Genomic DNA, 23,821 nt, shown 5'->3' with positions numbered 1-23,821 from the left:
CATAAAAAAACCGGACATTGAGTCCGGTTCTTTGAATATCTGGATTTATGCGGCCGTAAATTCTGCCGGATAAGGGATCGAGGCTTGCGCGGTCTGAACTTTGGCGAGGGTTTCACGCACCACTTCCTTGGCGAGGCAGGCGCATTTGCCGCATTGGCTGGCTACGCCGGTGGCCTGGCGGACTTCCCGGTAGCTGCAGCAACCCTCATAGATCGCTTCGCGGATTTGTCCATCGGTGACGCCAGTGCAGAGGCATACATACATAAGTGAGAACCGTCGCTGGTTGTGACTCAATTGAGACGGATCTTAATGTTAACGAGAATGATTGTCAAAGTGGTTTCCTGCGCTGGTTGACGAACGGCGTCGAGCGCCTGCCATCAAGCGGGCATCGGATTTCCAGGGCCGCCAAAAAACCGTTGAGGACAGGCCAAACGTGCGGTGTATGATGGTCGGTCCTTGCAAAGCGGGTTCGTGTCACAGGGCTGTCGCCTGAGGGTGGCAGGCTGGCGCGGACCTTGTTTTCACGTTACTACACCAGGAGATATCCAATGAGCGTACTCGTAGGCAAACAAGCCCCTGACTTCACCGTTCCCGCCGTCCTCGGCAATGGCGAAATCGTCGACAGCTTCACCCTGTCCTCGGCCATCAAAGGCAAATACGGCCTGGTGTTCTTCTACCCGCTGGACTTCACTTTCGTTTGCCCGTCCGAGCTGATCGCACTGGATCACCGCATGGACGACTTCAAGGCGCGCAACGTTGAAGTGGTCGCCGTTTCGATCGACTCGCACTTCACCCACAACGCCTGGCGCAACACCGCCATCAATGCCGGTGGCATTGGCCCGGTGAAATACACCATGGCTGCCGACATGAAGCACGAAATCGCCAAGGCCTACGACGTTGAGTCCGAAGGCGGCGTGGCCTTCCGTGGCGCGTTCCTGATCGACGACAAAGGCGTGGTCCGTTCGCAGATCATCAACGACCTGCCGCTGGGACGTAACATGGAAGAGCTGATCCGTCTGGTTGACGCCCTGCAGTTCCACGAAGAGCATGGCGAAGTCTGCCCGGCCAACTGGAAAAAAGGCGACAAGGGCATGACCGCATCGCCTGAAGGTGTAGCTGCCTACCTGGGCGAGCACAGCGACAAGCTGTAAGCGCACCCATGCATAAAAAAAACCGGCCCTCGATGGGCCGGTTTTTTTATGGACGTTTCTTGGCGCAGCACAGATCCCTCGCCACAAAGAGCCAGGCTGATGTCAGTCGTCGAAATCCTGCCAGCCACCCATTTCCTTCCACCGGTTGACGATGCCGCAAAACAGCTCGGCGGTTTTCTCGGTGTCGTAGCGGGCCGAATGGGCTTCACGGCCATCGAAATCGATGTCGGCTGCCTGGCACGCCTTGGCCAACACGGTCTGGCCATACGCCAGGCCCGCAAGGGTGGCCGTGTCGAAGCTGGAGAACGGATGGAAAGGGTTGCGCTTCATGTCCAGGCGCGCCACGGCGGCATTGAGGAAGCCCAGGTCGAAGCTGCTGTTGTGGCCAACCAGGATCGCTCGCTTGCAACCGTTGGCCTTCAGCGCCTTGCGCACACCACGGAAGATGTCGGTCAGCGCAGTCTCTTCGCTGACGGCCATGCGCAGCGGATGATCGAGCTTGATCCCGGTGAACTCCAGGGCAGCCGCTTCGATGTTGGCGCCTTCGAACGGTTCGACCCGGAAGAAATAGGTGTGGTCGGGGAAGACGAAGCCTTTCTCGTCCATGCCGATGGTCGTCGCGGCGATTTCCAGCAGCGCATCGGTGGCCGAGTTGAAACCGCCGGTTTCTACATCGACCACGACCGGCAGATAACCCCGGAAGCGAGCCGCCATTGGATGGCGCGGGCCGCCTGAGCCGCCGTTGCCGTCCAGTTCGTCATCGAAATGATCTTCACTCACGCGTTTTCCTCCAGCAGGCGCCAGCGCAGTTTTTCACCGGCGCGCAGCGGGATGACAGTCTGCTCGCCAAACGGCAGGCTGGCAGGGGCGGTCCACTCATCGCGAACCAGGGTAATACGATCGGTGTTCACCGGCAGGCCATAGAAGCGGGGGCCATGCAGGCTGGCGAAACCTTCGAGCTTGTCCAGGGCGTTGCGCTGCTCGAATGCCTCGGCATACATCTCGATGGCGGCGTAGGCGGTGTAACAGCCGGCGCAACCGCAGGCGGCTTCCTTGGCGTGACGGGCGTGGGGCGCCGAGTCGGTGCCCAGGAAGAACTTGGCGCTGCCGCTGGTGGCGGCGTCCAGCAAGGCTTCCTGATGGGTGTTGCGCTTGAGGATCGGCAGGCAGTAGAAATGCGGCCGGATCCCGCCCACCAGCATGTGGTTGCGGTTGTACAGCAGGTGGTGTGCGGTAATGGTCGCGCCGACGTTGGCCGAGGCCTCGTTGACGAATTGCACGGCATCGCCGGTGGTGATGTGCTCGAACACCACCTTTAGCGTCGGGAAGCGTTCGACGACGCGACGCATGTGTTCGTCGATGAAGATCTTCTCGCGGTCGAACACATCGACGTCGCCCCGGGTGACCTCGCCATGGATCAACAATGGCATGCCGACTTCGGCCATGACCTCCAGCGCAGGGAAGATCTTGTCGATGCTGGTGACACCGGAATCCGAGTTGGTGGTGGCGCCAGCGGGGTACAACTTGGCCGCGTGGACGAAACCACTGGCCTTGGCCTCGCGTATTTCTTCGGGCTGGGTGCGGTCGGTGAGGTAAAGCACCATCAGCGGTTCGAAGCGGCTGCCAGCCGGGCGTGCAGCCAGGATGCGCTGGCGATAGCCATCGGCCTCGGCAGCGTTACGCACGGGCGGAACCAGGTTAGGCATGATGATGGCGCGGCCAAAAGTGCGCGCGACATCGGCGACGGTATGGGTCAACACAGCACCATCGCGAAGATGAATATGCCAGTCGTCGGGACGCAGCAGGGTCAGGCGGTCGGACATGGGGGGCTTCCAGGCGGGTAAATCTCTGGCGAATGCTACCGGAAAAGACCGATCCGGGCACCCGCTATCAAGTTTTGCCGCAAGTTACCGATAGCCCCTTCAGGTGTGCCACGATTGCGTGCAGTGTCTAGGCCAAGCGGCATGCCCAGCGTTTTTCGATTTCCGTATAAAAGCCAGTGGAGCCTCCCGTGCGCCAGCGTTATCTAGCCTTGCTCAGTGTGTTTGCCAGCCTTCCTGCGATGGCGCTCACTTTCCAGACCCGTCTGGAGAGCATTGAGTGGACGGTCGAAGGCGATAAGTTCGAGTGTCGGCTGAGTCAGCCGATCACCGATTTTGGCAGCGGCGAATTCGTGCGCAAGGCGGGCGAGCAGGCCACGTTCCGGCTCAAGGCCTATAATCCGATGCTCGGTGGCGGCTCCGCGACGTTGCTGGCGGCGGCGGCGCCCTGGCAGCCAGGACGAGGCGATATCAACCTGGGCTCGGTCAGGATCGGTAGCGGCGATGTGCTGTTCAACAGCTCCCAGGTGCAGGCGGGCCGCTTGATCAGCGGGCTGATGGAAGGTCGCAGCCCCGTGGTGCGGCGTAACACCGACGATGGGCGGGTGTCGGAAGTCCGGTTGTTGCCCGTGCGCTTCAACAAGGCGTTCAGCGATTACCAGGGCTGTGTCGCGAAGCTGTTGCCGAAGAACTTCGAACAGATCAAGCAAACCCAGATCGGTTTTCCCGGCGAAGGCATCGAGCTCGACGCCCAGGCCAAGGCTCAGTTGCAGGTCATGCTCGACTTCATCAAGGCTGACCCGAGCGTCAATCATGTCGAACTCGACGGCCACTCCGACAACAGTGGCAACCGCCTGACCAACCGCGAGCTGTCGCGCCGCCGGGCCCTGGCCGTCCAGGACTTCTTCAAGGCCAACGGCTTCCAGGAGTCTCAGTTTACCGTTCGCTTCCATGGCGAGCGTTATCCGCTGGTGCCCAATACCAACGCCGCCAATCGGGCCAAGAACCGTCGTGTGCTGGTAAAACTGGAGCGGGGCGCCGCACCGGCCTCGGCCCCACAGCCGCCAACCCCTGCGACAACGCCTGCGGTGCCTGCCGTGGCGCCCGCTGCCGCGCCGGGCAAGCCGGCGACGCCAGTGGCCCCGGCCAAGGCGGCTACGCCTGCTGCGGCTACTGCGCGCACTTCCTGATCGCGCCTTGATCGTCGCGCAGCTGACATAATCTGTCGCTTCGTCGTCATAAGCTGTCGCGCCTCTGTAAATTATCCGCGGTGGACGTTAGACTTGCCGGCTTTCCGTACAACCCGTGGAGTGATGGCATGGCGGACGTAAACAAGGTCGTTCTGGCGTATTCCGGCGGCCTGGACACTTCGGTGATCCTCAAGTGGCTGCAGGACACATATAACTGCGAAGTGGTGACCTTCACCGCTGACCTGGGACAGGGCGAGGAAGTCGAGCCTGCACGCGCCAAGGCCCAGGCCATGGGCGTCAAAGAGATCTATATCGATGACCTGCGCGAAGAATTCGTCCGCGACTTCGTCTTCCCGATGTTCCGCGCCAACACTGTTTACGAAGGCGAATACCTGCTGGGCACGTCCATCGCCCGTCCGCTGATTGCCAAGCGCTTGATCGAAATCGCCAACGAAACCGGTGCCGATGCCATTTCCCATGGGGCGACCGGCAAGGGCAACGACCAGGTACGTTTCGAGCTGGGTGCCTATGCCCTCAAGCCGGGCGTGAAGGTCATTGCTCCATGGCGCGAGTGGGACTTGCTGTCCCGTGAAAAGCTGATGGACTACGCCGAGAAGCACGCGATCCCGATCGAGCGTCATGGCAAGAAAAAATCTCCGTACTCGATGGATGCCAACCTGTTGCACATCTCCTATGAAGGCGGCGTGCTGGAAGACACCTGGACCGAGCACGAAGAAGACATGTGGCGTTGGACCGTCTCCCCCGAGAAGGCTCCCGATACCCCGCAATACCTGGAACTGACCTATCGCAATGGCGACATCGTTGCGCTCGATGGCGTGGAAATGAGCCCGGCCACTGTGCTGGCGACCCTGAACCGCATCGGTGGCGAACACGGCATCGGTCGCCTCGACATCGTCGAGAACCGCTATGTCGGTATGAAGTCCCGTGGTTGCTACGAAACCCCAGGCGGCACCATCATGCTGCGCGCCCACCGGGCGATCGAATCGATCACCCTGGATCGCGAAGTGGCTCACTTGAAGGATGAGTTGATGCCCAAGTATGCCAGCCTCATCTACACCGGCTACTGGTGGAGCCCTGAGCGTCTGATGCTGCAGCAGATGATCGATGCCTCCCAGGTCAACGTGAACGGTGTTGTGCGCCTGAAGCTGTACAAGGGCAACGTGATCGTGACCGGGCGCAAGTCCGACGACTCGCTGTTCGATGCCAACATCGCCACTTTTGAAGAAGACGGTGGTGCCTACAACCAGGCCGACGCGGCCGGCTTCATCAAGCTCAACGCCCTGCGCATGCGCATCGCGGCGAACAAGGGTCGCAAGCTGTTCTGATGCAATCCGAAAACGGCCTGCCGCATGGCAGGCCGTCTTCTGTTATTTCCCCGTCCCGTGTGTCGCTGCAGCCGTTTCCCTTATGGCTCACCCCGCCTGTTTATCCGGCAGTGTCCCTGCGCCGTTCCCGTTGTAAACAACGAAGACGATGATGGTCTTGCCCTCAAGACGCCGTCCCGAGTCCTTAGCCCAATACATGTCGACCGACGGGTGGGATGAAGTGTGCTTGAACGCATCGTCCAGAGCCGTGCACTTATTCCATCGATAAGACTGCGACAGGAAATCAGCCTTGCTTCCTTGGCGTGATCTACGTCTACGCCGACAGGATGACTCAGCCGCACCCCTTATGAAGTGCTTGGTCTTGTGGAAATCCGAGGGCGAGTACAAGGAACGGTAGTTGAAGTTGAGTGTGATAAAGAAAAGAAATAACAGGTAAAACGGGAAGCTGATGAGGAACCATACATAGTACTCTCGCTCTTCATCATCCAGAAACGGCAAGGAAATAGCTGCGGAAGTTTCGGAGATCGTTGCGAATACAGCGATCAGTGTCAGGGGGTTGGCGATGGTTCTTAATGATCTTTTCATGGTGAGTGCTCATAAGTAATAGTGTGCTCGATTGTTTGAGTTGATCGAATATATGAAATTGCCGGGCCGCTAGAATAACCCTGCGATCAGGCAGCGTTCTCTTTCGTGTGCTGGTAAGTGGAGTCTTTTTTATACAGAAAACTGAATCTTCCGAGCTAAACTTTTGCGGTTTGTCTTTAAATAAATCGGTAACTTTTTATGAGGGAAATGCTTTTCCCTGGGTGGCAGGTAATCAGGTTTTTGACGAGAAGGCGCATTATTCATAGGGTGTTCGACGCGTGAGAATTGCCGTTCGCACCCCTCGGGAAAATTCATGGCACATTATTTCGAAGGTTATTTGTAGGATTTTTCTGCGTTGCTTGTAGGTTGCGTCTTTCGCTGCGAGCGGTAAGGGGGGACGACATGCCAAGGAAGAAATGACTAGGCTATTGTGCGTGCTCTAAAAATTCGAACAGCGAAGTTGGATTTGCCCATGAATAAAGTGCTGATCGTGGATGATCATCCCGTCATTCGTCTTGCTGTACGTTTGCTGATGGAGCGTCATGGATATGAAGTTATTGCCGAAACGGATAACGGCGTCGATGCATTGCAGATTGCCCGGGAACAAATGCCCGACATCGTTATTCTGGATATTGGAATTCCGAAGTTGGATGGATTGGAGGTTATCGCTCGCCTGACCATCAATCCTTCGCCATTGAAAGTGCTGGTGCTGACTTCCCAGGCCCCTGGACATTTTTCGATGCGCTGCATGCAAACGGGGGCCGCCGGCTATGTATGCAAACAGCAAGACCTGACCGAACTGTTGAGTGCGATAAAAGCGGTGCTGTCGGGCTATAGCTATTTTCCCAACCAGGCATTGCACACGGTGCGTTCAAGCCTTGGCAATGCCAGCGAGTCGGATATGGTGGAACGTTTGTCCGGGCGAGAGATGATGGTGCTGCAGCAACTGGCTCGCGGTAAGACCAACAAAGAGATCGCGGATGGGATGTTCCTGAGCAACAAGACCGTCAGCACCTACAAAACCCGCTTGTTGTTGAAGCTCAATGCCCGTTCGCTGGTGGACCTGATTGAACTGGCACAACGAAATGGACTGGTCTGAATCGGGCACGCGTACAGTAAAAAGCCTCCATCTGGGAGGCTTTTACGTGTCAGAGATCAAAATCGTAATCGGCGAGTTGCTTTTGGAGACGACGCTCTTCCAACAGGTTGTCGATGGTGCGGCGTTTACTCAGGTTGGTTTTTGCCACTTCCACGACAACAGGTTCCGCATCGTCACCTTCAACGGCGACGAAATCGTCTTCCACTACATCCAGTTGTTCTTTGCCAGTACTCATGGGGTCGACTCCAGGCTAAGACTGCCATTGGCGCTCCTTATATCGATAAACAACCGGCGGGTAAAAAAGATTTTTTCAATCGGCGGATGCGTAAAAGCAATAGCGCATCAATCGTCCGATGTCTTGTGCTTATATTCACATAGATCTTCGATCCGGCAGCTCCCGCAACGGGGCTTGCGGGCCAGGCAGACGTAACGCCCATGCAGGATCAGCCAGTGGTGTGAATCCAGAAGGTAATCCTTGGGGACGAATTTCATGAGCTTCTTTTCCACTTCCACCACGTTCTTGCCCGGCGCCAGCCCAGTCCGGTTACTGACGCGGAAAATGTGGGTGTCGACGGCCATCGTCAATTGACGGAATGCGGTATTGAGAACCACATTGGCCGTCTTGCGACCGACACCTGGAAGAGCTTCCAGCGCTTCGCGGGACTGGGGAATCTCACCGCCGTGACGCTCGATCAGCAGGCGACAGGTCTCGATCACGTTTTTCGCCTTGCTGTTGAAAAGCCCGATGGTCTTGATGTACTCGGACAGCCCTTCGACGCCCAAGGCAAGGATCGCCTGCGGTGTATTGGCTACGGGAAAAAGCTTGGCCGTGGCTTTGTTGACACCGACGTCGGTGGATTGGGCCGATAGAATCACCGCGATCAGCAACTCGAAAGGGGAAGAGTAGGCCAGTTCGGTCTTTGGCTCGGGGTTGTCTTCATGAAAACGACGAAAGATTTCCAGGCGTTTTGCGGCGTTCATGGGCGCGGCGTTTCCTCTTGGGTCGAACGGGGGTTGGTGCCTGTCCAGGCTTGATAGGCGGCGAGCAGCAGGCCGAGCAGAATGAATCCGCCGGGAGCGAGCAGGGCCATTGGCACGCCTATGCCAATCAGCTCGCGCAAAGCGCCCAGGCTGACGATCAAGAGGCCGAACTGCGCCGCCAACCTGAGGTGAGCAATCCAGCGGCGCTCGACGACAGCGGATTGTTCCAGGGTCACGCAGCTCAGTGCGATCCATGCGGTGTACATGCTCAGCGCGCCATGGCGCTCCAACATCCAGGCCTGGACGAGGAGGTCGGCGCAGGCGGTCATGGCGGCGGCCACGACGCAGGATGCGATGAGTCGCTGGCGGTCCGTGAGGCGCGGCCCCAGCAATGCCAGTGTCGAGCCGTGGGCGAGGCTGATCAAGACCCAGGCGAGCCACAGGACCAGCGCATTCACCAGCGAGTCGCTGGCTCCCACCAGAGGAACGAGCACGAGGCCGCGGGACCAGGGTAGGGAGTTATTCATGACTGATTGCTCCCGTCAGCTGCGTCTTATGCCCGTCGAAGTAACGCAACGCATCGTGGACAGCCTGGAGCACCGCCCTGGATGTGACCGTCGCGCCAGCCAACTGGTCGAACTGGCCGTGATCCTTTTTCAACGCCCAACTCTCATCGGCGGGCACCTGGCTCGACTTGCCCTCGAAGGTTTGCAGCCAGGCATTCGGCCAGCCGGCTATCGCCGCGCCGAGGCCGGGAGTTTCCGACTGGCGCAGGGTTTTTACGCCCAACACGCGTCCTGTCGGATCCACGGCGATCAGTAGCTCGATGCTGCCCTCGTAGCCCTGTACCTGGCTGCTTAGCAACACGGCGCTGGGCACTGCGTCGCGAGTTGCCAGGTAAGCGCCCAACAATGTGCTGCGGGGCAGCGCCACCGGAGCCGCGATGAGCGGTTGCGCCATCGGCTGATTGTCGTAACGGTCGGGCGGCAGTATGTCGAGCAAGGTCCGGTTGGCGATGGCTTGGCGCTGCGCCTCGATGCGCCCGGCGGTGCCGGTTTGCACCAGGTACGTGGCGCCGATGGCAAGGCCGCCAAGCAACACCAGGATCGCAACGCCGGCGATTTTTTTCATGTCAGCGGGCGCCTTTGTCGTGCCTCGACGAAGCGCTCCAGGGCCGGCACGCCGAGATTCATCAACAACACCGCAAACGCTATGCCGTCCGGCAACCCACCCCAGGCGCGGATCACGTAGACCAGCACCCCCGCGCCTACGCCGAACAACAGTCGGGCAAACGGGGCTTTGGCGCCCGACACGGGTTCGGTCACGATGAAAAACGCGCCGAGCATGGTTGCGCCGGTCAGCAGATGAAACAGTGGCGAACCGTGGGAGTCCGAGCCCGAACCGTTCCAGAACAACAGGCTGACGGTGAACAGGCTGGCCAGCATGCCCACTGGGGCGTGCCACGTGAAAATCCGTTGTTGCAACAGGAACAGGCCGCCGGCAAGGAACCCCAGGTTGATCCACTCCACACCGTGTCCGCCCCAGCGGCCGAACGCCGGGTCGCTGGCAAACAGCTCGTCGATGGTCAGGCTGGTGTTGACCCGCAGGCTGTCCAACGCGGTGGCGCCGGCCCAGCCATCGGGGGGCTGGCCCATGTCGGCGACCAGGCGCAAACCGTCCATCAGGCCCAGGCCATGGGTCGTTGGCCATTGGCTCATGTATTGGGGGAACGCCATCAGTACCAGGGCATACCCGAGCATTGCTGGGTTGAACGGATTGCTGCCGACCCCACCCCAAAGGTGCTTGCCAAACAACAAGGCGCAGGCGACCGCCGTGACGGTCAGCCACCAAGGGCAATACGCTGGCAAGGCCAGGGCCAGCAAGGTGGCACTGACCAACGCGCTGCCGTCGCCCAGGTCTGGCTTGATGGGTCGTCGCCGCAAACGCAATATCAGCGCCTCGATCGCCAGCGCGGTCAGCCCGGACAACAACAGGTTCAGCAACACACCCCAACCGAAGAACCACATCGAGGCCAGTACGCCGGGCAACGTTGCCAGCAGTACACGCCGCATCGCCTGGCGCAGCCGTTCGTCCAGCGGATCAGCGAGCGGCATGGACATCCACCTGCCGCTCGGCGTCCTTGACGGCTTGCTCCAATGCTTGAAGCTGCTCCGCAGAGGCAGCGGCCGCCCGGGCCTTGCTGAGTTCGGCGCGACGCATCGCCAGCTGAATCTTGGCCCGCTTCAGTTCGGCGTCATTTGCCGGCACCGGTGCCGGTACCGGCGTGGCGGGCGACGCAGCGCTTTCCAGTTGGGCCAATGCCTGTTCTGCCGCTTCGAACTGGCGTTGCAGCACGATCAGCCGTGACTGTTGCTCGTAGGTCGGCGGATGGCCGAACGCTCTCAAGGACTTGTGCAACTGTGCCCGACTCATGGCCAAATCGACCTTGGCTTTCTTCAGGGCGGCATCCGCAGTGGCGGCTTTCTGCGCGCGCACTCGCTCCAATGCTGCCTGCACGGGATCGAGTGGCTGCGCCCGGGCCGGTTGGGCGTTCCGCTGGATTCTGGCCAGGCGCTCGGCTTGGCGCGCCTCGTCTTCACGACGCAAGCGCGCGTTGCGTTGCTCGAAACGCTGACGAGCGTGATTGCGCTTGGCGGCTCGCGCTTGCCGCTCCTCGTCGCTGGAGGCGAGTCCTCCCACGATCGGCGTTACCGTCGCCACCGGCAATGGCCGCATCTCGATGCAATCCACCGGGCAAGGCGCCACGCAAAGATCACAGCCGGTGCATTCGTCGATGAGAACGGTGTGCATCAGCTTTGCCGCGCCGACAATCGCATCCACCGGGCAGGCCTGGATGCACTTGGTGCAGCCGATGCATTCGGCTTCCCGGATAAACGCGATTTGCGCCGGTGCCGCGCCGCGACTGGCGTCCAGCTCCAAGGCCGGCACCCGCATCAGTTCGGCCAAGGCTGCGATGGTTTCCCGTCCGCCAGGCGGACATTTGTTGATCGGCTCACCCTGGGCGATCCCTTCGGCATAGGGCTTGCACCCGGGGTGACCGCACTTGCCGCATTGAGTTTGCGGAAGCAGGGCATCGATGTGTTGAATCAGGTTCATGTCTTGACCAGCCCGCGCAATCCGAGAAACGCCACTGCCATCAGGCCGGCGCTGATCAGTTGGATCGGCAGCCCCCGCAAGGGCATGGGAATATCGTTGTCGTGGATTCGCTGTCGCAAGTCTTCGAACAGGCTCAACACCAGCCAGAAACCCAGTCCACCACCCAGGCTCAAGGACATGGCGTGGCCCAGGCCGGTGGCCTCCCGGCTATTGAGCAGCGTGACGCCCAATATGCCGACATTGCCGAGTAGCAGCGGCCACAAGCCAGCAAGCGACAGCATGGGCAGCCAGTGCTTCAGCAGCCCCAGCACCGGCCTGATCAGCAAGACACTCAGGGGCAGCCATAGCAAGAGCCGCATTGACGCCAGGCCGGCCGGGACCAGCAACCATTGGTCGATCAGATAGCCCACGCTCCCGACACAGAGCATCAGGCACGCCGTCGCCAGGCCCAGGGCATGCACCTGGCTTCGACCCTTGGCTGCCAGCAACGGATCGACGCCCAGCGGCCAATGCAACACCAGGTTGTTGATCAGGGCCGCGCTCAACAGGGATAAGAGGATTTCGGTCATGGCTATGGGGCGATAGGGCCTGTGACAGGATGGGCATTATCCGGCACACCGTGACGGCGAGCCAGATATGAAAAATCCCACAGTCACTCGTTAGCGACTGTGGGATCGGTGCCGCGTGCAGTCGCGTTACTTGATCCGCTGGCCCGGCTTGGCGCCGCTATCGGGGCTCAGCAGGTAGATCTCTTCGCCGCCGGGGCCCGCCGCCATCACCATGCCCTCGGAAATACCAAAACGCATTTTGCGTGGCTTGAGGTTGGCGATCATCATCGTCAGCCGGCCTTCAAGCTTGGCTGGGTCAGGGTAGGCGCTCTTGATGCCGGAGAAGACGTTGCGCTGCTCGTCACCGATGTCCAAGGTCAGGCGCAACAGCTTGTCGGCCCCTTCGACCGCTTCAGCCTTGACGATCAGCGCCACGCGCAGGTCGATCGCCGCGAAAGCGTCGAAGTCGATTTCAGGCGACAGCGGGTCCTTGGCCAGTTCGCCGTTGCCGCTCGGGCCGCCGGTGTCGGTCTGGCTGGCGGCCAGGTCTTCCTTGGAGGCGTCGATCATCGCTTGCACCTTGGTCGCGTCGATGCGGGTCATCAGCGGCTTGAACTCGTTCAACTGATGATCGCTCAGCAGGGTCTGGTGATCGTTCCAGGACAGGGGCGCGACGTTGAGGAACGCTTCGGCATCGGCGGCCAGCAGCGGCAGCACCGGCTTGAGGAAAATCACCAGTTGGCGGAACAGGTTAATGCCCAGGGCGCAGATCGCCTGGACTTCATCCTGCTTGCCGTCCTGCTTGGCCAACGACCAGGGTGCCTTGTCGGCGATCCACGCGTTGGCGCGGTCGGCCAGGGCCATGATCTCGCGCATGGCGCGTGCAAAGTCGCGGCTCTCATAGGCATCGGCGATGCTTGGCGCGGCGGCGAGGAAGGCGTCGGTCAGTTCCGGCGCGGCGTTACCGGCAACCAGCACGCCAGCGTTGCCTTTGTGGATGAAACCGGCGCAACGGCTGGCAATGTTGACGACCTTGCCCACCAGGTCGGAGTTGACCTTCTGCACGAAGTCTTCGAGATTCAGGTCCAGGTCGTCGACGCCACGGCCGAGCTTGGCGGCGTAGTAGTAACGCAGGTATTCCGGCGACAGGTGGTCCAGGTAGGTCCGCGCCTTGATGAACGTGCCGCGGGACTTGGACATCTTCTGGCCGTTGACGGTCAGGTAGCCGTGGACGTTGATGCCGGTCGGTTTGCGGAAACCGGCGCCTTCGAGCATGGCGGGCCAGAACAGCGCGTGGAAGTTGACGATGTCCTTGCCGATGAAGTGATACACCTCGGCGGTGGAATCCTTGGCCCAGAAGGCGTCGAAGTCCAGCCCCGGGGTGCGGTCGCAGAGGTTCTTGAAACTCGCCATGTAGCCAATGGGCGCGTCCAGCCACACATAGAAATACTTGCCTGGCTCGCCAGGGATCTCGAAGCCGAAGTACGGCGCATCGCGGGAAATGTCCCACTCCTGCAGGCCCGAGTCGAGCCACTCGGCGAGCTTGTTGGCAACCGCGTCCTGCAGCGTGCCGCTGCGGGTCCAGGTCTGCAGCATCTGCTGGAAATCCGGCAGCTTGAAGAAGAAATGCTGGGAGTCCCTGAGCACCGGGGTTGCACCGGAAATCGCCGATTTCGGGTCTTTCAGGTCGGTCGGGGCGTAGGTGGCGCCGCATTTTTCGCAGTTGTCGCCGTACTGGTCCTCGGTGCCACATTTCGGGCAGGTGCCCTTGATGAAGCGGTCGGCCAGGAACATTTTCTTTTCCGGGTCGAAATATTGGGTCACCGACCGGGTGGAAATATGCCCGGCGTCACGCAGCTTCAGGTAGATCTGGCTCGACAGCTCACGGTTTTCTTCGGCGTGGGTGGAGTGGAAGTTGTCGAAGTCCACCAGGAACTCGGCAAAGTCGGCGCTGTGTTCAGCCTGGACGTTGGCGATCAGTTGTTCCGGGGTGATGCCTTCTTTTTCCGCGCGCAACATGATGGCCGAGCCGTGGGCGTCGTCGGCGCAGACATAAATGCATTGGTTGCCGCGATGTTTCTGGAAGCGCGTCCACATATCGGTCTGGATGTATTCCAGCATGTGGCCAAGGTGGATCGAACCATTGGCGTAGGGCAGGGCGCTGGTGACGAGGATCTTGCGTGGCTCGGACATGGGGCTCGGCTACTTGATGAAACGGAGGTCGGCCACTATAAAGCGCCGGGAAATATATTTCACCCCACGGGCCTGTTTCCAGATGCATTGCTGGAGAGCACAGGCCCAACCTTTGGCGAGGGGATAAATCCCCTCGCCAAAGAAGGTCAGCGTTCGAATGGTAATCGGGTCGCCACAAAAGCATGCGCGGCGTAGGATAGCGGCCTGTTTTCAAGTCTTGCTATCGGAGTTGCCCATGAGCGCCGTCAATCGCGCAGCGGTGGAAGCCGTCCTTCGCCAGTACACCGACCCTTACCTGAACCAGGACCCGGTCAGCGCCGGATGCGTGCGGGCCCTCGATATCCAGGGCGATCGCGTCACTGTCCATTTGGAAATCGGCTACGCCGCCGACCTGTTCAAGAAGGGTTGGGCGCAAATGCTGCAAATGGCCATCGAGGGGCTGGACGGTGTCACGGCCGCCAAGGTCGAAGTGACCAGCGTCATTGCCGCTCACAAGGCCCAGGCCCAAGTGCCTGGACTTGCGAACGTCAAGAATGTCATCGCGGTCGCCTCGGGCAAGGGCGGCGTGGGCAAGTCCACCACTGCCGCCAACCTGGCGCTGGCGCTTGCCCGTGAAGGTGCGAAGGTCGGGATTCTCGATGCGGATATCTATGGTCCGAGCCAGGGCATCATGTTTGGCATCGCCGAGGGTACTCGCCCACAGATAAAAGATCAGAAATGGTTCGTGCCGATCCAGTCACACGGCGTGGAAGTCATGTCCATGGCGTTCCTGACCGATGACAACACCCCCATGGTCTGGCGCGGGCCGATGGTGTCCGGCGCCTTGTTGCAGTTGGTCACGCAAACCGCCTGGGGCGACCTGGATTACCTGGTCATCGACATGCCGCCAGGCACCGGCGATATTCAGCTGACCCTGGCACAGAAAGTCCCGGTGGCCGGCGCGGTGATCGTCACCACGCCCCAGGACCTGGCCTTGCTGGATGCGCGCAAAGGCGTGGAGATGTTCCGCAAGGTGAACATCCCGGTGCTGGGCGTGGTGGAGAACATGGCCGTGCACATCTGCTCGAACTGCGGGCACGCCGAGCATCTGTTCGGTGAAGGCGGTGGGGAAAAACTGGCGACCCAGTACGGCGTCGAACTGCTGGCCTCGCTGCCGTTGTCGATGGTGATCCGCGAACAGGCAGACGGTGGCAAGCCAACCGTCATCGCCGAACCGGACAGCCAGATCGCCATGGTCTACCAGGAGCTGGCTCGCCACGTCGGCGCGCGGATCGTATTGCAGGAAGCCGCGTCGCCTGTGATGCCGAACATCACCGTCAGCGACGATTGATAGAGTGAAACCCTATCCACTGTGGGAGCGAGCCTGCTCGCGATAGCGGTCTGACATCCAACATTGATGCAAGCTGACCCGGCGCCATCGCGAGCAAGCTCGCTCCCACATTTTGCTAGGCGGTGGGTTTAGATCCGCATTCCACCATCCATCTCCAGGATCCGACCGGTGTAGTAGTCGTTTTCGAAGATGTAGGCCGCCGAATGCGCGATCTCCTCAGGCTTGCCCATGCGCTTGAGCGGGATCACCGAAGTCATTCGTTCCAAGGCCTCTGGTTTCATGCCCAGGGTCATTTCGGTTTCGATGAACCCCGGTGCGATGCCCGCCACACGGATGCCGTAGCGCGCCAGTTCCTTGGCCCAGGTCACGGTGGCAGCGGCCACGCCGGCCTTGGCGGCCGAGTAGTTGGTCTGGCCGATGTTGCCGGCGCGGGAGATCGACGAGATATTGATGATCGCGCCGCTGTTCTTCAGCTCGACCATCTTGGCCGCCACTTCACGGGTGCACAGGAACACACCTGTAAGGTTCACGTCGATCACGGCCTGCCACTGGGCCAGGCTCATCTTGGTCATTTCGCCGTCCTTGACCTTGAGCAACAGGCCATCGCGCAGGATGCCAGCGTTATTGATCAGCCCATGGATCGCGCCGAAGTCCTGCGCAACGCGGGCCACCATGTCGATCACCTGGTCTTCATTGGCGACGTTGCACAAGTAGGCGCGAGCCTCGACGCCCTTGGCGGCGCAGGCGGCGACCGCTTGGTCGAGTTTCTCCTGATTGAGGTCGACCAGCGCCAGCTTCGCGCCCTTGCCGGCGAAATACTCGGCCATGGAACGCCCCAGGCCCTGGCAACCGCCAGTGATAATGATTACTTTGTCAGTGAGTTGCATTCTCATGTCCAGATGGCGCAGCGGTGGAGGGACTGTTTAGGTAGCGCTCGATTTGCGGGTTTGGCCCGGCTGCAAGCGAGACAGTCCAGAGGTGTCGGAACATTACTCCACTCGCCTGATCGTTTTCTAGACGGATTTCATTAAAGGAGTCATAAATTGAGCGTCGAAGCAGCCAAGCATGCCCGGGAACTGTTGCTCAAGGAGTACCGTGGAGTGCTCTCCACCCATTCCAAATCCATGCCCGGCTTTCCGTTCGGCTCCGTGGTCCCCTATTGCCTGGACGACCAGGGCCGGCCGCTGGTCTTGATCAGCCGTATCGCCCAGCACACTCACAACCTGCAAAAAGACCCCAAGTGTTCCATGCTGGTGGGCGAGCGGGGCGCTGAGGATGTACAGGCCGTGGGGCGCCTGACCTACCTGGCCGAGGCCCGTAAACTCGAAGATAGCGTTGCCATCGATGCCGCCGCCGAGCGTTATTACCGCTACTTTCCCGAGTCGCAGAACTATCACAAGGCCCACGACTTCGACTTCTGGGTGCTCGATCCGGTGCGCCATCGCTACATCGGGGGTTTCGGCGCAATTCACTGGATCGATCAGGTAACCCTCTCCAACCCGTTCGCCGGCAAGGCTGAAACCAGCATGATCGACCATATGAACGCTGATCACGCCAAGGCCATCGCCCATTACGTGGAGTTGAGCGGCCTGCCGAAAAACGAACCGGCGCGTTTGGTCGGCATCGACAGCGAAGGTATGCACCTGCGCATCGGACAAGGACTGTATTGGCTGGCGTTTCCGAACCCTTGCAACACGCCGACACAAGTGCGCGAAGCCTTGGTTTATCTGGCTCACGCCGAGCAATGGCCAAAAAATGCCGAGGTCGATGCTTGAATTCACGAAAGGGCGACGTCATTTAGGTTTTCATAGCAAGGTCTTCTTGCGTTGAGGAACCCTTTGATGCGCCCATTTTTATTGCTCTTTCTGCTGTTCCCGGTGTTGGAGCTGTTCGTATTCGTCAAGGTCAGCGGTGCGATCGGGTTTTTCCCGGCGCTGTTGCTGGTCATTCTCGGCTCGATGCTCGGCGTCTTCGTGTTGCGCATCGCCGGCCTCGCCACGGCGTTGCGTGCCCGTGAAAGCCTGAACCGTGGCGAGCTGCCTGCGCAGACCATGCTCGAAGGACTGATGCTGGCCTTGGGTGGCGGCCTGTTGATCCTGCCTGGTTTTATCAGCGACGTGCTGGGCCTGGTCATGTTGTTGCCGTTCACCCGCCGCTTGCTCGCCAACAAGATGCGCCAGCGTGCCGAAGAGCAGGCGATGCGCCAGCGAGCGTTCGCCGATGATCTTCAGTCCCGGGGCGGCCCGGCCCCCAGGGAGCCCGTAGGTCGCGAGCCGAACGTGATCGAAGGCGAATTCGAACATCGCGATCCCAAGTGACCCTTCAATCATCTTTCCCAAGCAACTATCGAGCAGCACGGCACCTTCGGGTGCCGTGTCCGTTTGAGCCTTCGTAAAGCAAAAATTTTCATCGCCGCCCCTTGTAATCGACTTGCACGCCCTTATGTATGGGTCACCGCAAGGTTTCCGGTGGCGACACTGGACAGACTTCCGCGGTTCGCTTGACGAACCGCACCCCGGCTCCGCCGGCTTTTGTTAAACCCGCCGGGACTACACCGGCCGATGAAAACCAAAATTAGGAGAGATCGACAATGAAGCTTCGTCCTCTGCATGACCGCGTCGTCATCCGTCGCAGCGAAGAAGAGAAGAAAACCGCTGGCGGTATCGTCCTGCCAGGTTCGGCTGCTGAAAAAGCCAACCACGGTGAAGTTCTCGCTGTAGGTCCAGGCAAGGCACTGGAAAACGGTGAAGTACGTGCGCCGGCCGTGAAAGTGGGTGACAAGGTTGTGTTTGGCCCTTACTCCGGCAGCAACACTGTGAAAGTCGACGGCGAAGACCTGCTGGTCATGAGCGAGAACGAAATCCTCGCTGTTCTCGAAGGCTGATTTCCCCGCTCATTTTCCCGCTACTACAAAGTATTTAAGGAATATCGATCATGGCTGCTAAAGAAGTTAAATTCGGCGATTCCGCCCGCAAGAAAATGCTCGCCGGTGTCAACGTCCTGGCTGACGCAGTAAAAGCGACCCTGGGCCCGAAAGGCCGTAACGTGATCATCGAGAAGAGCTTCGGCGCTCCGACCATCACCAAGGACGGCGTTTCCGTAGCCAAGGAAATCGAGCTCAAGGACCGCTTCGAAAACATGGGCGCGCAACTGGTCAAAGACGTTGCCTCCCGTGCCAACGATGACGCTGGTGACGGTACCACCACCGCGACCGTACTGGCCCAGTCGATCGTCAACGAAGGCCTGAAAGCCGTCGCTGCCGGCATGAACCCGATGGACCTCAAGCGCGGCATCGACAAGGCGACCATCGCCATCGTCAAGGAACTGAAGGGTCTGGCCAAGCCTTGCGCTGACTCCAAGGCGATCGCCCAGGTTGGTACCATTTCCGCCAACTCCGACAACTCCATCGGCGACATCATTGCCGAAGCCATGGAAAAAGTCGGCAAGGAAGGCGTGATCACCGTTGAAGAAGGCTCGGGCCTGGAAAACGAACTGTCGGTTGTAGAAGGCATGCAGTTCGACCGTGGCTACCTGTCCCCGTACTTCGTCAACAAGCCAGACACCATGGTTGCCGAGCTGGACAGCCCGCTGATTCTGCTGGTCGACAAGAAGATCTCCAACATCCGCGAAATGCTGCCAGTGCTGGAAGCCGTTGCCAAAGCCGGCCGCCCACTGCTGATCGTGGCTGAAGACGTCGAAGGCGAAGCCCTGGCGACTCTGGTTGTGAACAACATGCGTGGCATCGTCAAGGTTGCAGCCGTCAAGGCTCCAGGCTTCGGCGACCGTCGCAAGGCCATGCTGCAGGACATCGCCGTTCTGACCGGCGGTACCGTTATCTCCGAAGAGATCGGCCTGAGCCTGGAAAGCACCACCCTGGAGCACCTGGGTAACGCCAAGCGCGTGATCCTGTCCAAGGAAAACACCACCGTGATCGACGGTGCTGGCAACGATGCCGACATCCAGGCTCGTGTGACCCAGATCCGTGCACAAGTGGCCGAGACCTCGTCCGACTACGACCGTGAAAAACTGCAAGAGCGCCTGGCCAAACTGTCCGGCGGCGTTGCGGTGATCAAGGTTGGCGCCGGTTCCGAAGTTGAAATGAAAGAGAAGAAAGCCCGCGTTGAAGACGCCCTGCACGCAACCCGCGCAGCCGTTGAAGAAGGCGTGGTGCCTGGCGGCGGCGTGGCACTGGTTCGTGCTCTGCAAGCCATCAGCGAGCTGAAAGGCGACAACGACGACCAGAACGTCGGTATCCAACTGCTGCGTCGCGCTGTCGAAGCACCTCTGCGTCAGATCGTTGCCAACTCCGGCGACGAGCCAAGCGTAGTGGTCGACAAGGTCAAGCAGGGTTCGGGTAACTACGGTTACAACGCTGCTACCGGCGAATACGGCGACATGATCGAAATGGGTATCCTGGACCCAGCCAAAGTGACTCGTTCGGCTCTGCAAGCGGCTTCGTCGATTGCCAGCCTGATGATCACCACCGAGGCGATGATCGCTGAAATCAAGGAAGACGCTCCAGCTGGCGGCGGCATGCCAGACATGGGCGGCATGGGTGGCATGGGCGGCATGATGTAAGCCAGCCTTACCCCTGTAGCGAAAAACCCCGCCTGCGAAAGCAAGCGGGGTTTTTTATTGCCTTGGATTTTGGCGCGGGGGCGCATTTTTCCTGGGGGGACCTGTGGGAGCGAGCTTGCTCGCGATGACGGTACATCAGTGCCAGATATGGAAACTGACACACCGCAATCGCGAGCGAGCTCGCTCCCACAGGGTTATTCCCATGCTCAGGCGTTAGCGGGTTGGTTCAGCGCTGCGCGATCAGCCATGGCAGCCGGTCGATACAGCACGAAGTAGTAACACCCCAGGCAGATCAGCCAACAGAACACCGCTGTCCACACGTTATGGGAGAAAAAATGCGCCCCTTGCATCATCCGACCCACGGAGAAAACGGTGCCCAGTGCGAAGGCAAACACCAGTGATTGACGGGCCAGGCGGGGTCGGCGGTCGCGTAATACGAAGAACAGCGCAAACAGCGTGAACCCCGTTGCGGCATGTCCGCCGGGCCAGCAACGGCCGGGCTTGTCAGTGGCCGGGCGCGGGCTCAGCAATTCACTGTAGGTTTCCTTGCCGCCAAACTCCTTCAGGCTCCAAGGGCATTGCACCGCCGTCACGGCCTTCAGCGGCGTGACAAACGCCGTTGCCAGCGCTAGCGATAAGACCAGGCAACCGAGTTCACGCTTGAACGGTTTGAGGCGATCGACAAAAAACGAAGCGATGAACCCCGCGACCGCCAGGATGCAGAAGACGATGACCATCTGCTTGGCCCGGTCGTGCAGGATGTCTTCGAGAAAAAAACTATGCCGCCCGATGAATCCGCCCTCGGCCGCACTGTAGAAAAGCCTGGCAAGATCCATGTCAAGCGTAGTCAGTTCCAGCACCACCAGGATCAGCGCAACAACTACAGGCACCCCCAGCGCGATTTCGAAATTCAATGGCCTTGAAACAGGGCGAAGGCTAGCGCAAACCATGGGCAGTACCTTTGGTGGATGTTCTTGAGTAGCGGGTTGCGCCCAGTCTCGTCCGCGTCGCGTTGGGCAGGCGTGAATGCGGGGTGAAAAACTCGTCAATGCCCCAACCCCAGCCGAGACAACCCTAGCCGCGGAACACGCTTGGCCTTAAGCTGCGCGGGCCACGACGATCGCCTACGTGTGCAGGAGAGATGCCCATGCGAATTCTATTGGTCGAAGACAACCGCGACATCCTGGCCAACCTGGCCGATTACCTGGGACTCAAGGGTTATACCGTCGATTGTGCCCAGGATGGTTTGTCGGGTTTGCACCTGGCCGCGACCGAGCACTACGACCTGATCGTGCTCGACATCATGCTGCCAGGCATCGATGGCTACACCTTGTGCAAGCGCCTGCGTGAAGACGCCCGGCGTGATACGCCGGTGATCATGCTCACCGCGCGGGACCAGTTGGACGACCGCCTGCAGGGATTCAAGTCCGGGGCTGACGATTACCTGGTCAAGCCTTTTGCGTTGTCGGAGCTGGCCGCGCGGATCGAAGCGGTGATGCGTCGGGCCCAGGGTGGCGGGCGTCGCGCGTTGCAGGTCGGCGACCTGAGCTACGACCTCGACACGTTGGAAGTGACCCGCGAGGGCCGGTTGCTCAAGCTCAACCCCGTTGGCCTCAAGTTGCTCGCGGTACTGATGCAGAAAAGCCCCCACGTGCTGCGCCGGGAAATCCTCGAAGAAGCCCTGTGGGGCGATGATTGCCCGGACAGCGACAGCCTGCGCAGCCACGTCCACCAACTGCGCCAGGTGATCGACAAACCGTTCGAGAAACCACTGCTGCACACGGTGCATGGCGTCGGTTACCGCTTGGCCGAGGGCCGGGATGGAGTTTAAGCAGAGCCTTGCCCAACGGATCATCATTGCGTTCGCCTTGATGAGCGCGTTGGTGGCGGGCGCATTTGCCATGGGCATCGTGGCAACCGTTCACCTGGTGGAGGAAAAACTGATTTCCGCCGGCCTTGGCGGTGACCTGCAACGTCTACTGCTGATGGACAGCGTCTCCGACTGGAGTCATCGGCCTGAACCCGATCAGTTGTTCTATTTCAGCGGCGGTCCGGGTGACTTCGAGTTGCCCAAGGACCTGCGTCACCTGGATCGGGGTTTTCATGAAGTGTTTCGTGAGCAACTGTCCTACCACGCGATGGTGGAAATCGTTGACGGTCGCCATTACGTATTGTTGCAAGACCAGAGCGATTTCGAGGAGCGCGAACGGGTACTGTTCGCCGTGGTGTTGGTGGGCTTCGTGCTCAGCCTGGCGCTGGCGGTATTCCTCGGATGGGTGCTGGCACGTCGAGTGATGGCACCTGTGGTGCGTCTGGCTCGCCAAGTGCGGCATCGCGACCAGCTCCTTGGACTTGCCCCGCCGCTCGCGCCGGACTATGCCGCCGACGAAGTGGGCGAGCTGGCCGTGGCGTTCGACGCTACGTTGGGCCGATTACGCCAAGCCTTGACCCGTGAGCGTTTATTCACCAGCGACGTCAGCCATGAATTGCGCACGCCGTTGATGGTCCTGGCCACGTCTTGCGAATTGCTGTTGGAAAACCCGGCGCTTGACCAGCGGGGGCGTACCCAGGTTGAACGCATCAACCGGGCCAGTGAGGAGATGCGTGAGTTGGTGCAGACCTTCCTCATGCTTGCCCGGGCCCAGCGCGAAGACAATGGAATCTCCCCTCGCTCGACCCTTGGACAGGTAGCGGACAACCTGCTCGGTGTCTGGCGCGCGCCGATCGAGTCCAAAGGTTTGACGTTGATCTTCGAGCCCGGGCAAACGGCCGATACGCTGTACAACGCCACATTCCTGACCGCCGTCATGGGCAACTTGCTGCGTAATGCCTTGCATTACACCGACCAGGGGTTTATCCGCGTCTCCCTGACGGTCACTGGGTTCATGGTCGAGGACAGCGGCGTGGGCATCCCCGAAGAGAAGCGCGAGGCGATGTTCGAGCCATTCGTGCGAGGTAATGAAAAGCGTGGCGAGGGCTTGGGGCTGGGCCTTTCGCTGGTACAGCGAATCTGCGAGGACCAGGGCTGGACAGTGAGCCTCAGTACGATGGAGCCCAACGGTTGCCGTTTCGAGGTGGAGCTGAATCCAAAGGGTTGAAGTGCGTCCCGGAAAAGCCTTGAAATGATTGGTTCAGATCCATGACGGTTTTTTCACGAGGCGATGACACATCTGTTCATAGGCTGGGCCCATCAATAACGGAGGGGCCCCCATGTCCAAAGCCATCAAGCTGGATTTTTCCGAAAAGTACGACGAGCAACACGCCAGGCAATATTTCCACAAACACCGCAGCGGGTTCAGCCGCCGCCTCTCCAATCGGCGCGACCAGCAACTGGCGCGCCGCGCCTTGGCCCTGGCCGGTGACCCTGGCCTGGTACTGGACCTTCCCTGTGGCGCCGGACGTTTCTGGCCCTTGTTGGCCGAGAAATCGAACCGGGTCATCATCGGCGCGGACAATTCCGCAGCCATGCTGCAAACCGCAATGAGCGTCCAACCCGCCGATGTCGTAAAACGGGTACAACCTTTGCACACTTCTGCGTTCGACATCGCCTTGCCTGATAACGCCGTTGACAGCATTTTTTGCATGCGTTTGTTGCACCACATCGGTGAACCCGCGCATCGCCTGGCAATCCTGCGTGAATTCGGGCGTGTCAGCCGCGACAGCGTCATCGTTTCATTGTGGGTCGATGGCAATTTCAAGGCTTGGAAACGCAAGCGTCTTGAGCGAACCCGTGGGCAGAAAGACTACCAGAACCGATTTGTGTTACCGGTTGCTACAGTGGAGGCCGAATTTCGACAAGCTGGCTTCCGCATCCAGGAACAACTGGATTTCCTACCGCTCTATGCCATGTGGCGAGTTTATGTATTACGCAAGGGGTAATGGG

26 protein-coding genes are annotated in these 23,821 nt (G+C 59.9%); 12 read left to right on the top strand and 14 right to left on the bottom strand.

Going from position 1 to position 23,821, the window contains the following annotated elements:
• Positions 1-45 precede the first annotated feature (45 nt).
• On the bottom strand, positions 46-264 hold the full coding sequence (locus tag J3P81_RS18980) for a bacterioferritin-associated ferredoxin (protein WP_039591750.1): 219 nt from the start codon (positions 262-264) through the stop codon (positions 46-48).
• Positions 265-548: 284 nt separating this feature from the next.
• Here J3P81_RS18980 and J3P81_RS18975 point away from each other — a divergent pair, with 284 nt between their 5' ends.
• Positions 549-1,151, top strand: coding sequence for a peroxiredoxin (locus J3P81_RS18975; protein WP_039591751.1), 603 nt, complete (start codon positions 549-551; stop codon positions 1,149-1,151).
• Positions 1,152-1,253: 102 nt separating this feature from the next.
• On the opposite strand, the gene rnt is transcribed toward J3P81_RS18975, so the two are convergent.
• Positions 1,254-1,931 carry a ribonuclease T gene (rnt, locus tag J3P81_RS18970; protein ID WP_420765224.1) on the bottom strand — a complete coding sequence of 226 codons (678 nt, stop codon included), beginning with the start codon at positions 1,929-1,931 and terminating at the stop codon, positions 1,254-1,256.
• Entirely contained in the window at positions 1,928-2,974 is a 1,047-nt protein-coding gene (gene pyrC / locus J3P81_RS18965; protein WP_420765223.1) for a dihydroorotase, read from the bottom strand. The genes rnt and pyrC overlap by 4 nt, the downstream gene beginning before the upstream one ends.
• Before the next feature lie 188 nt (positions 2,975-3,162).
• Here pyrC and J3P81_RS18960 point away from each other — a divergent pair, with 188 nt between their 5' ends.
• Together J3P81_RS18960 and J3P81_RS18955 are read left to right on the top strand one after the other, a co-directional pair.
• The gene (locus tag J3P81_RS18960) at positions 3,163-4,161 is read left to right on the top strand and encodes a flagellar protein MotY (protein ID WP_434560295.1); all 999 of its coding nucleotides are present in this window, start codon (positions 3,163-3,165) and stop codon (positions 4,159-4,161) included.
• Positions 4,162-4,289: 128 nt separating this feature from the next.
• Positions 4,290-5,507, top strand: a complete 1,218-nt coding sequence (locus J3P81_RS18955; protein WP_024779511.1) for an argininosuccinate synthase — start codon at positions 4,290-4,292, stop codon at positions 5,505-5,507.
• 87 nt (positions 5,508-5,594) lie between these two features.
• Here J3P81_RS18955 and J3P81_RS18950 read toward each other — a convergent pair whose 3' ends face one another.
• Positions 5,595-6,092, bottom strand: a complete 498-nt coding sequence (locus tag J3P81_RS18950) for a hypothetical protein (RefSeq protein ID WP_434560293.1) — start codon at positions 6,090-6,092, stop codon at positions 5,595-5,597.
• Positions 6,093-6,564: 472 nt separating this feature from the next.
• Here J3P81_RS18950 and J3P81_RS18945 point away from each other — a divergent pair, with 472 nt between their 5' ends.
• Entirely contained in the window at positions 6,565-7,191 is a 627-nt protein-coding gene (locus tag J3P81_RS18945) for a response regulator (RefSeq protein WP_420765220.1), read from the top strand.
• 49 nt (positions 7,192-7,240) lie between these two features.
• Here J3P81_RS18945 and J3P81_RS18940 read toward each other — a convergent pair whose 3' ends face one another.
• The 8 genes from J3P81_RS18940 to metG form a co-directional block, all read right to left on the bottom strand.
• Positions 7,241-7,426, bottom strand: a complete 186-nt coding sequence (locus J3P81_RS18940; RefSeq protein WP_420765219.1) for a PA3496 family putative envelope integrity protein — start codon at positions 7,424-7,426, stop codon at positions 7,241-7,243.
• Positions 7,427-7,533: 107 nt separating this feature from the next.
• Positions 7,534-8,172 carry an endonuclease III gene (gene nth, locus J3P81_RS18935; RefSeq protein ID WP_420765218.1) on the bottom strand — a complete coding sequence of 213 codons (639 nt, stop codon included), beginning with the start codon at positions 8,170-8,172 and terminating at the stop codon, positions 7,534-7,536.
• Positions 8,169-8,699 carry an Rnf-Nqr domain containing protein gene (locus J3P81_RS18930; RefSeq protein WP_434560291.1) on the bottom strand — a complete coding sequence of 177 codons (531 nt, stop codon included), beginning with the start codon at positions 8,697-8,699 and terminating at the stop codon, positions 8,169-8,171. Before J3P81_RS18930 ends, nth begins: the two co-directional genes overlap by 4 nt.
• The gene (locus tag J3P81_RS18925; RefSeq protein ID WP_434560289.1) at positions 8,692-9,303 is read right to left on the bottom strand and encodes an RnfABCDGE type electron transport complex subunit G; all 612 of its coding nucleotides are present in this window, start codon (positions 9,301-9,303) and stop codon (positions 8,692-8,694) included. Before J3P81_RS18925 ends, J3P81_RS18930 begins: the two co-directional genes overlap by 8 nt.
• Entirely contained in the window at positions 9,300-10,286 is a 987-nt protein-coding gene (locus tag J3P81_RS18920) for an RnfABCDGE type electron transport complex subunit D (protein WP_434560287.1), read from the bottom strand. Before J3P81_RS18920 ends, J3P81_RS18925 begins: the two co-directional genes overlap by 4 nt.
• Positions 10,273-11,289, bottom strand: coding sequence for an electron transport complex subunit RsxB (gene rsxB, locus J3P81_RS18915; RefSeq protein WP_434560285.1), 1,017 nt, complete (start codon positions 11,287-11,289; stop codon positions 10,273-10,275). The genes J3P81_RS18920 and rsxB overlap by 14 nt, the downstream gene beginning before the upstream one ends.
• Complete coding sequence (locus J3P81_RS18910; protein ID WP_434560283.1) at positions 11,286-11,858, bottom strand: Rnf-Nqr domain containing protein; 573 nt, start codon at positions 11,856-11,858, stop codon at positions 11,286-11,288. Before J3P81_RS18910 ends, rsxB begins: the two co-directional genes overlap by 4 nt.
• Positions 11,859-11,984: 126 nt before the next feature.
• Complete coding sequence (gene metG / locus J3P81_RS18905; RefSeq protein WP_420765212.1) at positions 11,985-14,030, bottom strand: methionine--tRNA ligase; 2,046 nt, start codon at positions 14,028-14,030, stop codon at positions 11,985-11,987.
• Between the two features lie 235 nt (positions 14,031-14,265).
• On the opposite strand from metG, the gene apbC reads away from it, so the two are divergent.
• Positions 14,266-15,360: an iron-sulfur cluster carrier protein ApbC gene (gene apbC, locus J3P81_RS18900; protein WP_420765211.1), complete on the top strand. Its 1,095-nt coding sequence runs from the start codon at positions 14,266-14,268 to the stop codon at positions 15,358-15,360.
• Between the two features lie 128 nt (positions 15,361-15,488).
• Here the strand turns inward: apbC and J3P81_RS18895 are convergent, their stop codons facing one another.
• Positions 15,489-16,247 (bottom strand): SDR family oxidoreductase, encoded by a 759-nt coding sequence (locus J3P81_RS18895; protein WP_434560281.1) that lies wholly within the window; start codon positions 16,245-16,247, stop codon positions 15,489-15,491.
• A gap of 156 nt (positions 16,248-16,403) precedes the next feature.
• Between J3P81_RS18895 and J3P81_RS18890 the strand changes: the two genes are divergently transcribed.
• From J3P81_RS18890 to groL, 4 genes are all read left to right on the top strand, one after another.
• Positions 16,404-17,135, top strand: a complete 732-nt coding sequence (locus tag J3P81_RS18890) for a HugZ family protein (protein ID WP_420765209.1) — start codon at positions 16,404-16,406, stop codon at positions 17,133-17,135.
• Positions 17,136-17,201: 66 nt separating this feature from the next.
• Positions 17,202-17,678, top strand: coding sequence for an FxsA family protein (locus J3P81_RS18885; RefSeq protein WP_420765208.1), 477 nt, complete (start codon positions 17,202-17,204; stop codon positions 17,676-17,678).
• 272 nt (positions 17,679-17,950) lie between these two features.
• Positions 17,951-18,244: a co-chaperone GroES gene (locus J3P81_RS18880; protein WP_039591772.1), complete on the top strand. Its 294-nt coding sequence runs from the start codon at positions 17,951-17,953 to the stop codon at positions 18,242-18,244.
• A 50-nt stretch (positions 18,245-18,294) separates the two neighbouring features.
• Entirely contained in the window at positions 18,295-19,938 is a 1,644-nt protein-coding gene (gene groL / locus J3P81_RS18875) for a chaperonin GroEL (protein ID WP_030142514.1), read from the top strand.
• A 206-nt stretch (positions 19,939-20,144) separates the two neighbouring features.
• Here the strand turns inward: groL and J3P81_RS18870 are convergent, their stop codons facing one another.
• Positions 20,145-20,888: a phosphatase PAP2 family protein gene (locus J3P81_RS18870; RefSeq protein ID WP_434560279.1), complete on the bottom strand. Its 744-nt coding sequence runs from the start codon at positions 20,886-20,888 to the stop codon at positions 20,145-20,147.
• Positions 20,889-21,085: 197 nt separating this feature from the next.
• Between J3P81_RS18870 and colR the strand changes: the two genes are divergently transcribed.
• The 3 genes from colR to J3P81_RS18855 all read left to right on the top strand — a co-directional run bounded on the left by colR (position 21,086) and on the right by J3P81_RS18855 (position 23,817).
• Complete coding sequence (gene colR, locus J3P81_RS18865) at positions 21,086-21,769, top strand: two-component system response regulator ColR (protein WP_039591775.1); 684 nt, start codon at positions 21,086-21,088, stop codon at positions 21,767-21,769.
• Entirely contained in the window at positions 21,759-23,036 is a 1,278-nt protein-coding gene (locus J3P81_RS18860) for a sensor histidine kinase (protein WP_434560277.1), read from the top strand. Before colR ends, J3P81_RS18860 begins: the two co-directional genes overlap by 11 nt.
• A gap of 112 nt (positions 23,037-23,148) precedes the next feature.
• On the top strand, positions 23,149-23,817 hold the full coding sequence (locus J3P81_RS18855) for a class I SAM-dependent methyltransferase (RefSeq protein WP_420765204.1): 669 nt from the start codon (positions 23,149-23,151) through the stop codon (positions 23,815-23,817).
• The last annotated feature ends 4 nt before the right edge of the window (positions 23,818-23,821 follow it).

This window comes from Pseudomonas sp. R1-6, assembly GCF_051132115.1.
GTDB lineage: Bacteria > Pseudomonadota > Gammaproteobacteria > Pseudomonadales > Pseudomonadaceae > Aquipseudomonas.
The sequence above is the reverse complement of the archived record's forward strand: the minus strand, read 5'-3'. Positions and strand labels throughout refer to the sequence as shown.

What these genes read in the sequence shown, in the direction of transcription:
- J3P81_RS18980 (WP_039591750.1), bottom strand. Translation starts at nt 264, where the DNA reads ATGTATGTATGCCTCTGCACTGGCGTCACCGATGGACAAATCCGCGAA.
- J3P81_RS18975 (WP_039591751.1), top strand. Translation starts at nt 549, where the DNA reads ATGAGCGTACTCGTAGGCAAACAAGCCCCTGACTTCACCGTTCCCGCC.
- pyrC (WP_420765223.1), bottom strand. Translation starts at nt 2,974, where the DNA reads ATGTCCGACCGCCTGACCCTGCTGCGTCCCGACGACTGGCATATTCAT.
- J3P81_RS18955 (WP_024779511.1), top strand. Translation starts at nt 4,290, where the DNA reads ATGGCGGACGTAAACAAGGTCGTTCTGGCGTATTCCGGCGGCCTGGAC.
- J3P81_RS18950 (WP_434560293.1), bottom strand. Translation starts at nt 6,092, where the DNA reads ATGAAAAGATCATTAAGAACCATCGCCAACCCCCTGACACTGATCGCT.
- J3P81_RS18945 (WP_420765220.1), top strand. Translation starts at nt 6,565, where the DNA reads ATGAATAAAGTGCTGATCGTGGATGATCATCCCGTCATTCGTCTTGCT.
- J3P81_RS18940 (WP_420765219.1), bottom strand. Translation starts at nt 7,426, where the DNA reads ATGAGTACTGGCAAAGAACAACTGGATGTAGTGGAAGACGATTTCGTC.
- nth (WP_420765218.1), bottom strand. Translation starts at nt 8,172, where the DNA reads ATGAACGCCGCAAAACGCCTGGAAATCTTTCGTCGTTTTCATGAAGAC.
- J3P81_RS18930 (WP_434560291.1), bottom strand. Translation starts at nt 8,699, where the DNA reads ATGAATAACTCCCTACCCTGGTCCCGCGGCCTCGTGCTCGTTCCTCTG.
- J3P81_RS18925 (WP_434560289.1), bottom strand. Translation starts at nt 9,303, where the DNA reads ATGAAAAAAATCGCCGGCGTTGCGATCCTGGTGTTGCTTGGCGGCCTT.
- J3P81_RS18920 (WP_434560287.1), bottom strand. Translation starts at nt 10,286, where the DNA reads ATGCCGCTCGCTGATCCGCTGGACGAACGGCTGCGCCAGGCGATGCGG.
- rsxB (WP_434560285.1), bottom strand. Translation starts at nt 11,289, where the DNA reads ATGAACCTGATTCAACACATCGATGCCCTGCTTCCGCAAACTCAATGC.
- J3P81_RS18910 (WP_434560283.1), bottom strand. Translation starts at nt 11,858, where the DNA reads ATGACCGAAATCCTCTTATCCCTGTTGAGCGCGGCCCTGATCAACAAC.
- metG (WP_420765212.1), bottom strand. Translation starts at nt 14,030, where the DNA reads ATGTCCGAGCCACGCAAGATCCTCGTCACCAGCGCCCTGCCCTACGCC.
- apbC (WP_420765211.1), top strand. Translation starts at nt 14,266, where the DNA reads ATGAGCGCCGTCAATCGCGCAGCGGTGGAAGCCGTCCTTCGCCAGTAC.
- J3P81_RS18895 (WP_434560281.1), bottom strand. Translation starts at nt 16,247, where the DNA reads ATGCAACTCACTGACAAAGTAATCATTATCACTGGCGGTTGCCAGGGC.
- J3P81_RS18885 (WP_420765208.1), top strand. Translation starts at nt 17,202, where the DNA reads ATGCGCCCATTTTTATTGCTCTTTCTGCTGTTCCCGGTGTTGGAGCTG.
- J3P81_RS18880 (WP_039591772.1), top strand. Translation starts at nt 17,951, where the DNA reads ATGAAGCTTCGTCCTCTGCATGACCGCGTCGTCATCCGTCGCAGCGAA.
- groL (WP_030142514.1), top strand. Translation starts at nt 18,295, where the DNA reads ATGGCTGCTAAAGAAGTTAAATTCGGCGATTCCGCCCGCAAGAAAATG.
- J3P81_RS18870 (WP_434560279.1), bottom strand. Translation starts at nt 20,888, where the DNA reads ATGGTTTGCGCTAGCCTTCGCCCTGTTTCAAGGCCATTGAATTTCGAA.
- colR (WP_039591775.1), top strand. Translation starts at nt 21,086, where the DNA reads ATGCGAATTCTATTGGTCGAAGACAACCGCGACATCCTGGCCAACCTG.
- J3P81_RS18860 (WP_434560277.1), top strand. Translation starts at nt 21,759, where the DNA reads ATGGAGTTTAAGCAGAGCCTTGCCCAACGGATCATCATTGCGTTCGCC.
- J3P81_RS18855 (WP_420765204.1), top strand. Translation starts at nt 23,149, where the DNA reads ATGTCCAAAGCCATCAAGCTGGATTTTTCCGAAAAGTACGACGAGCAA.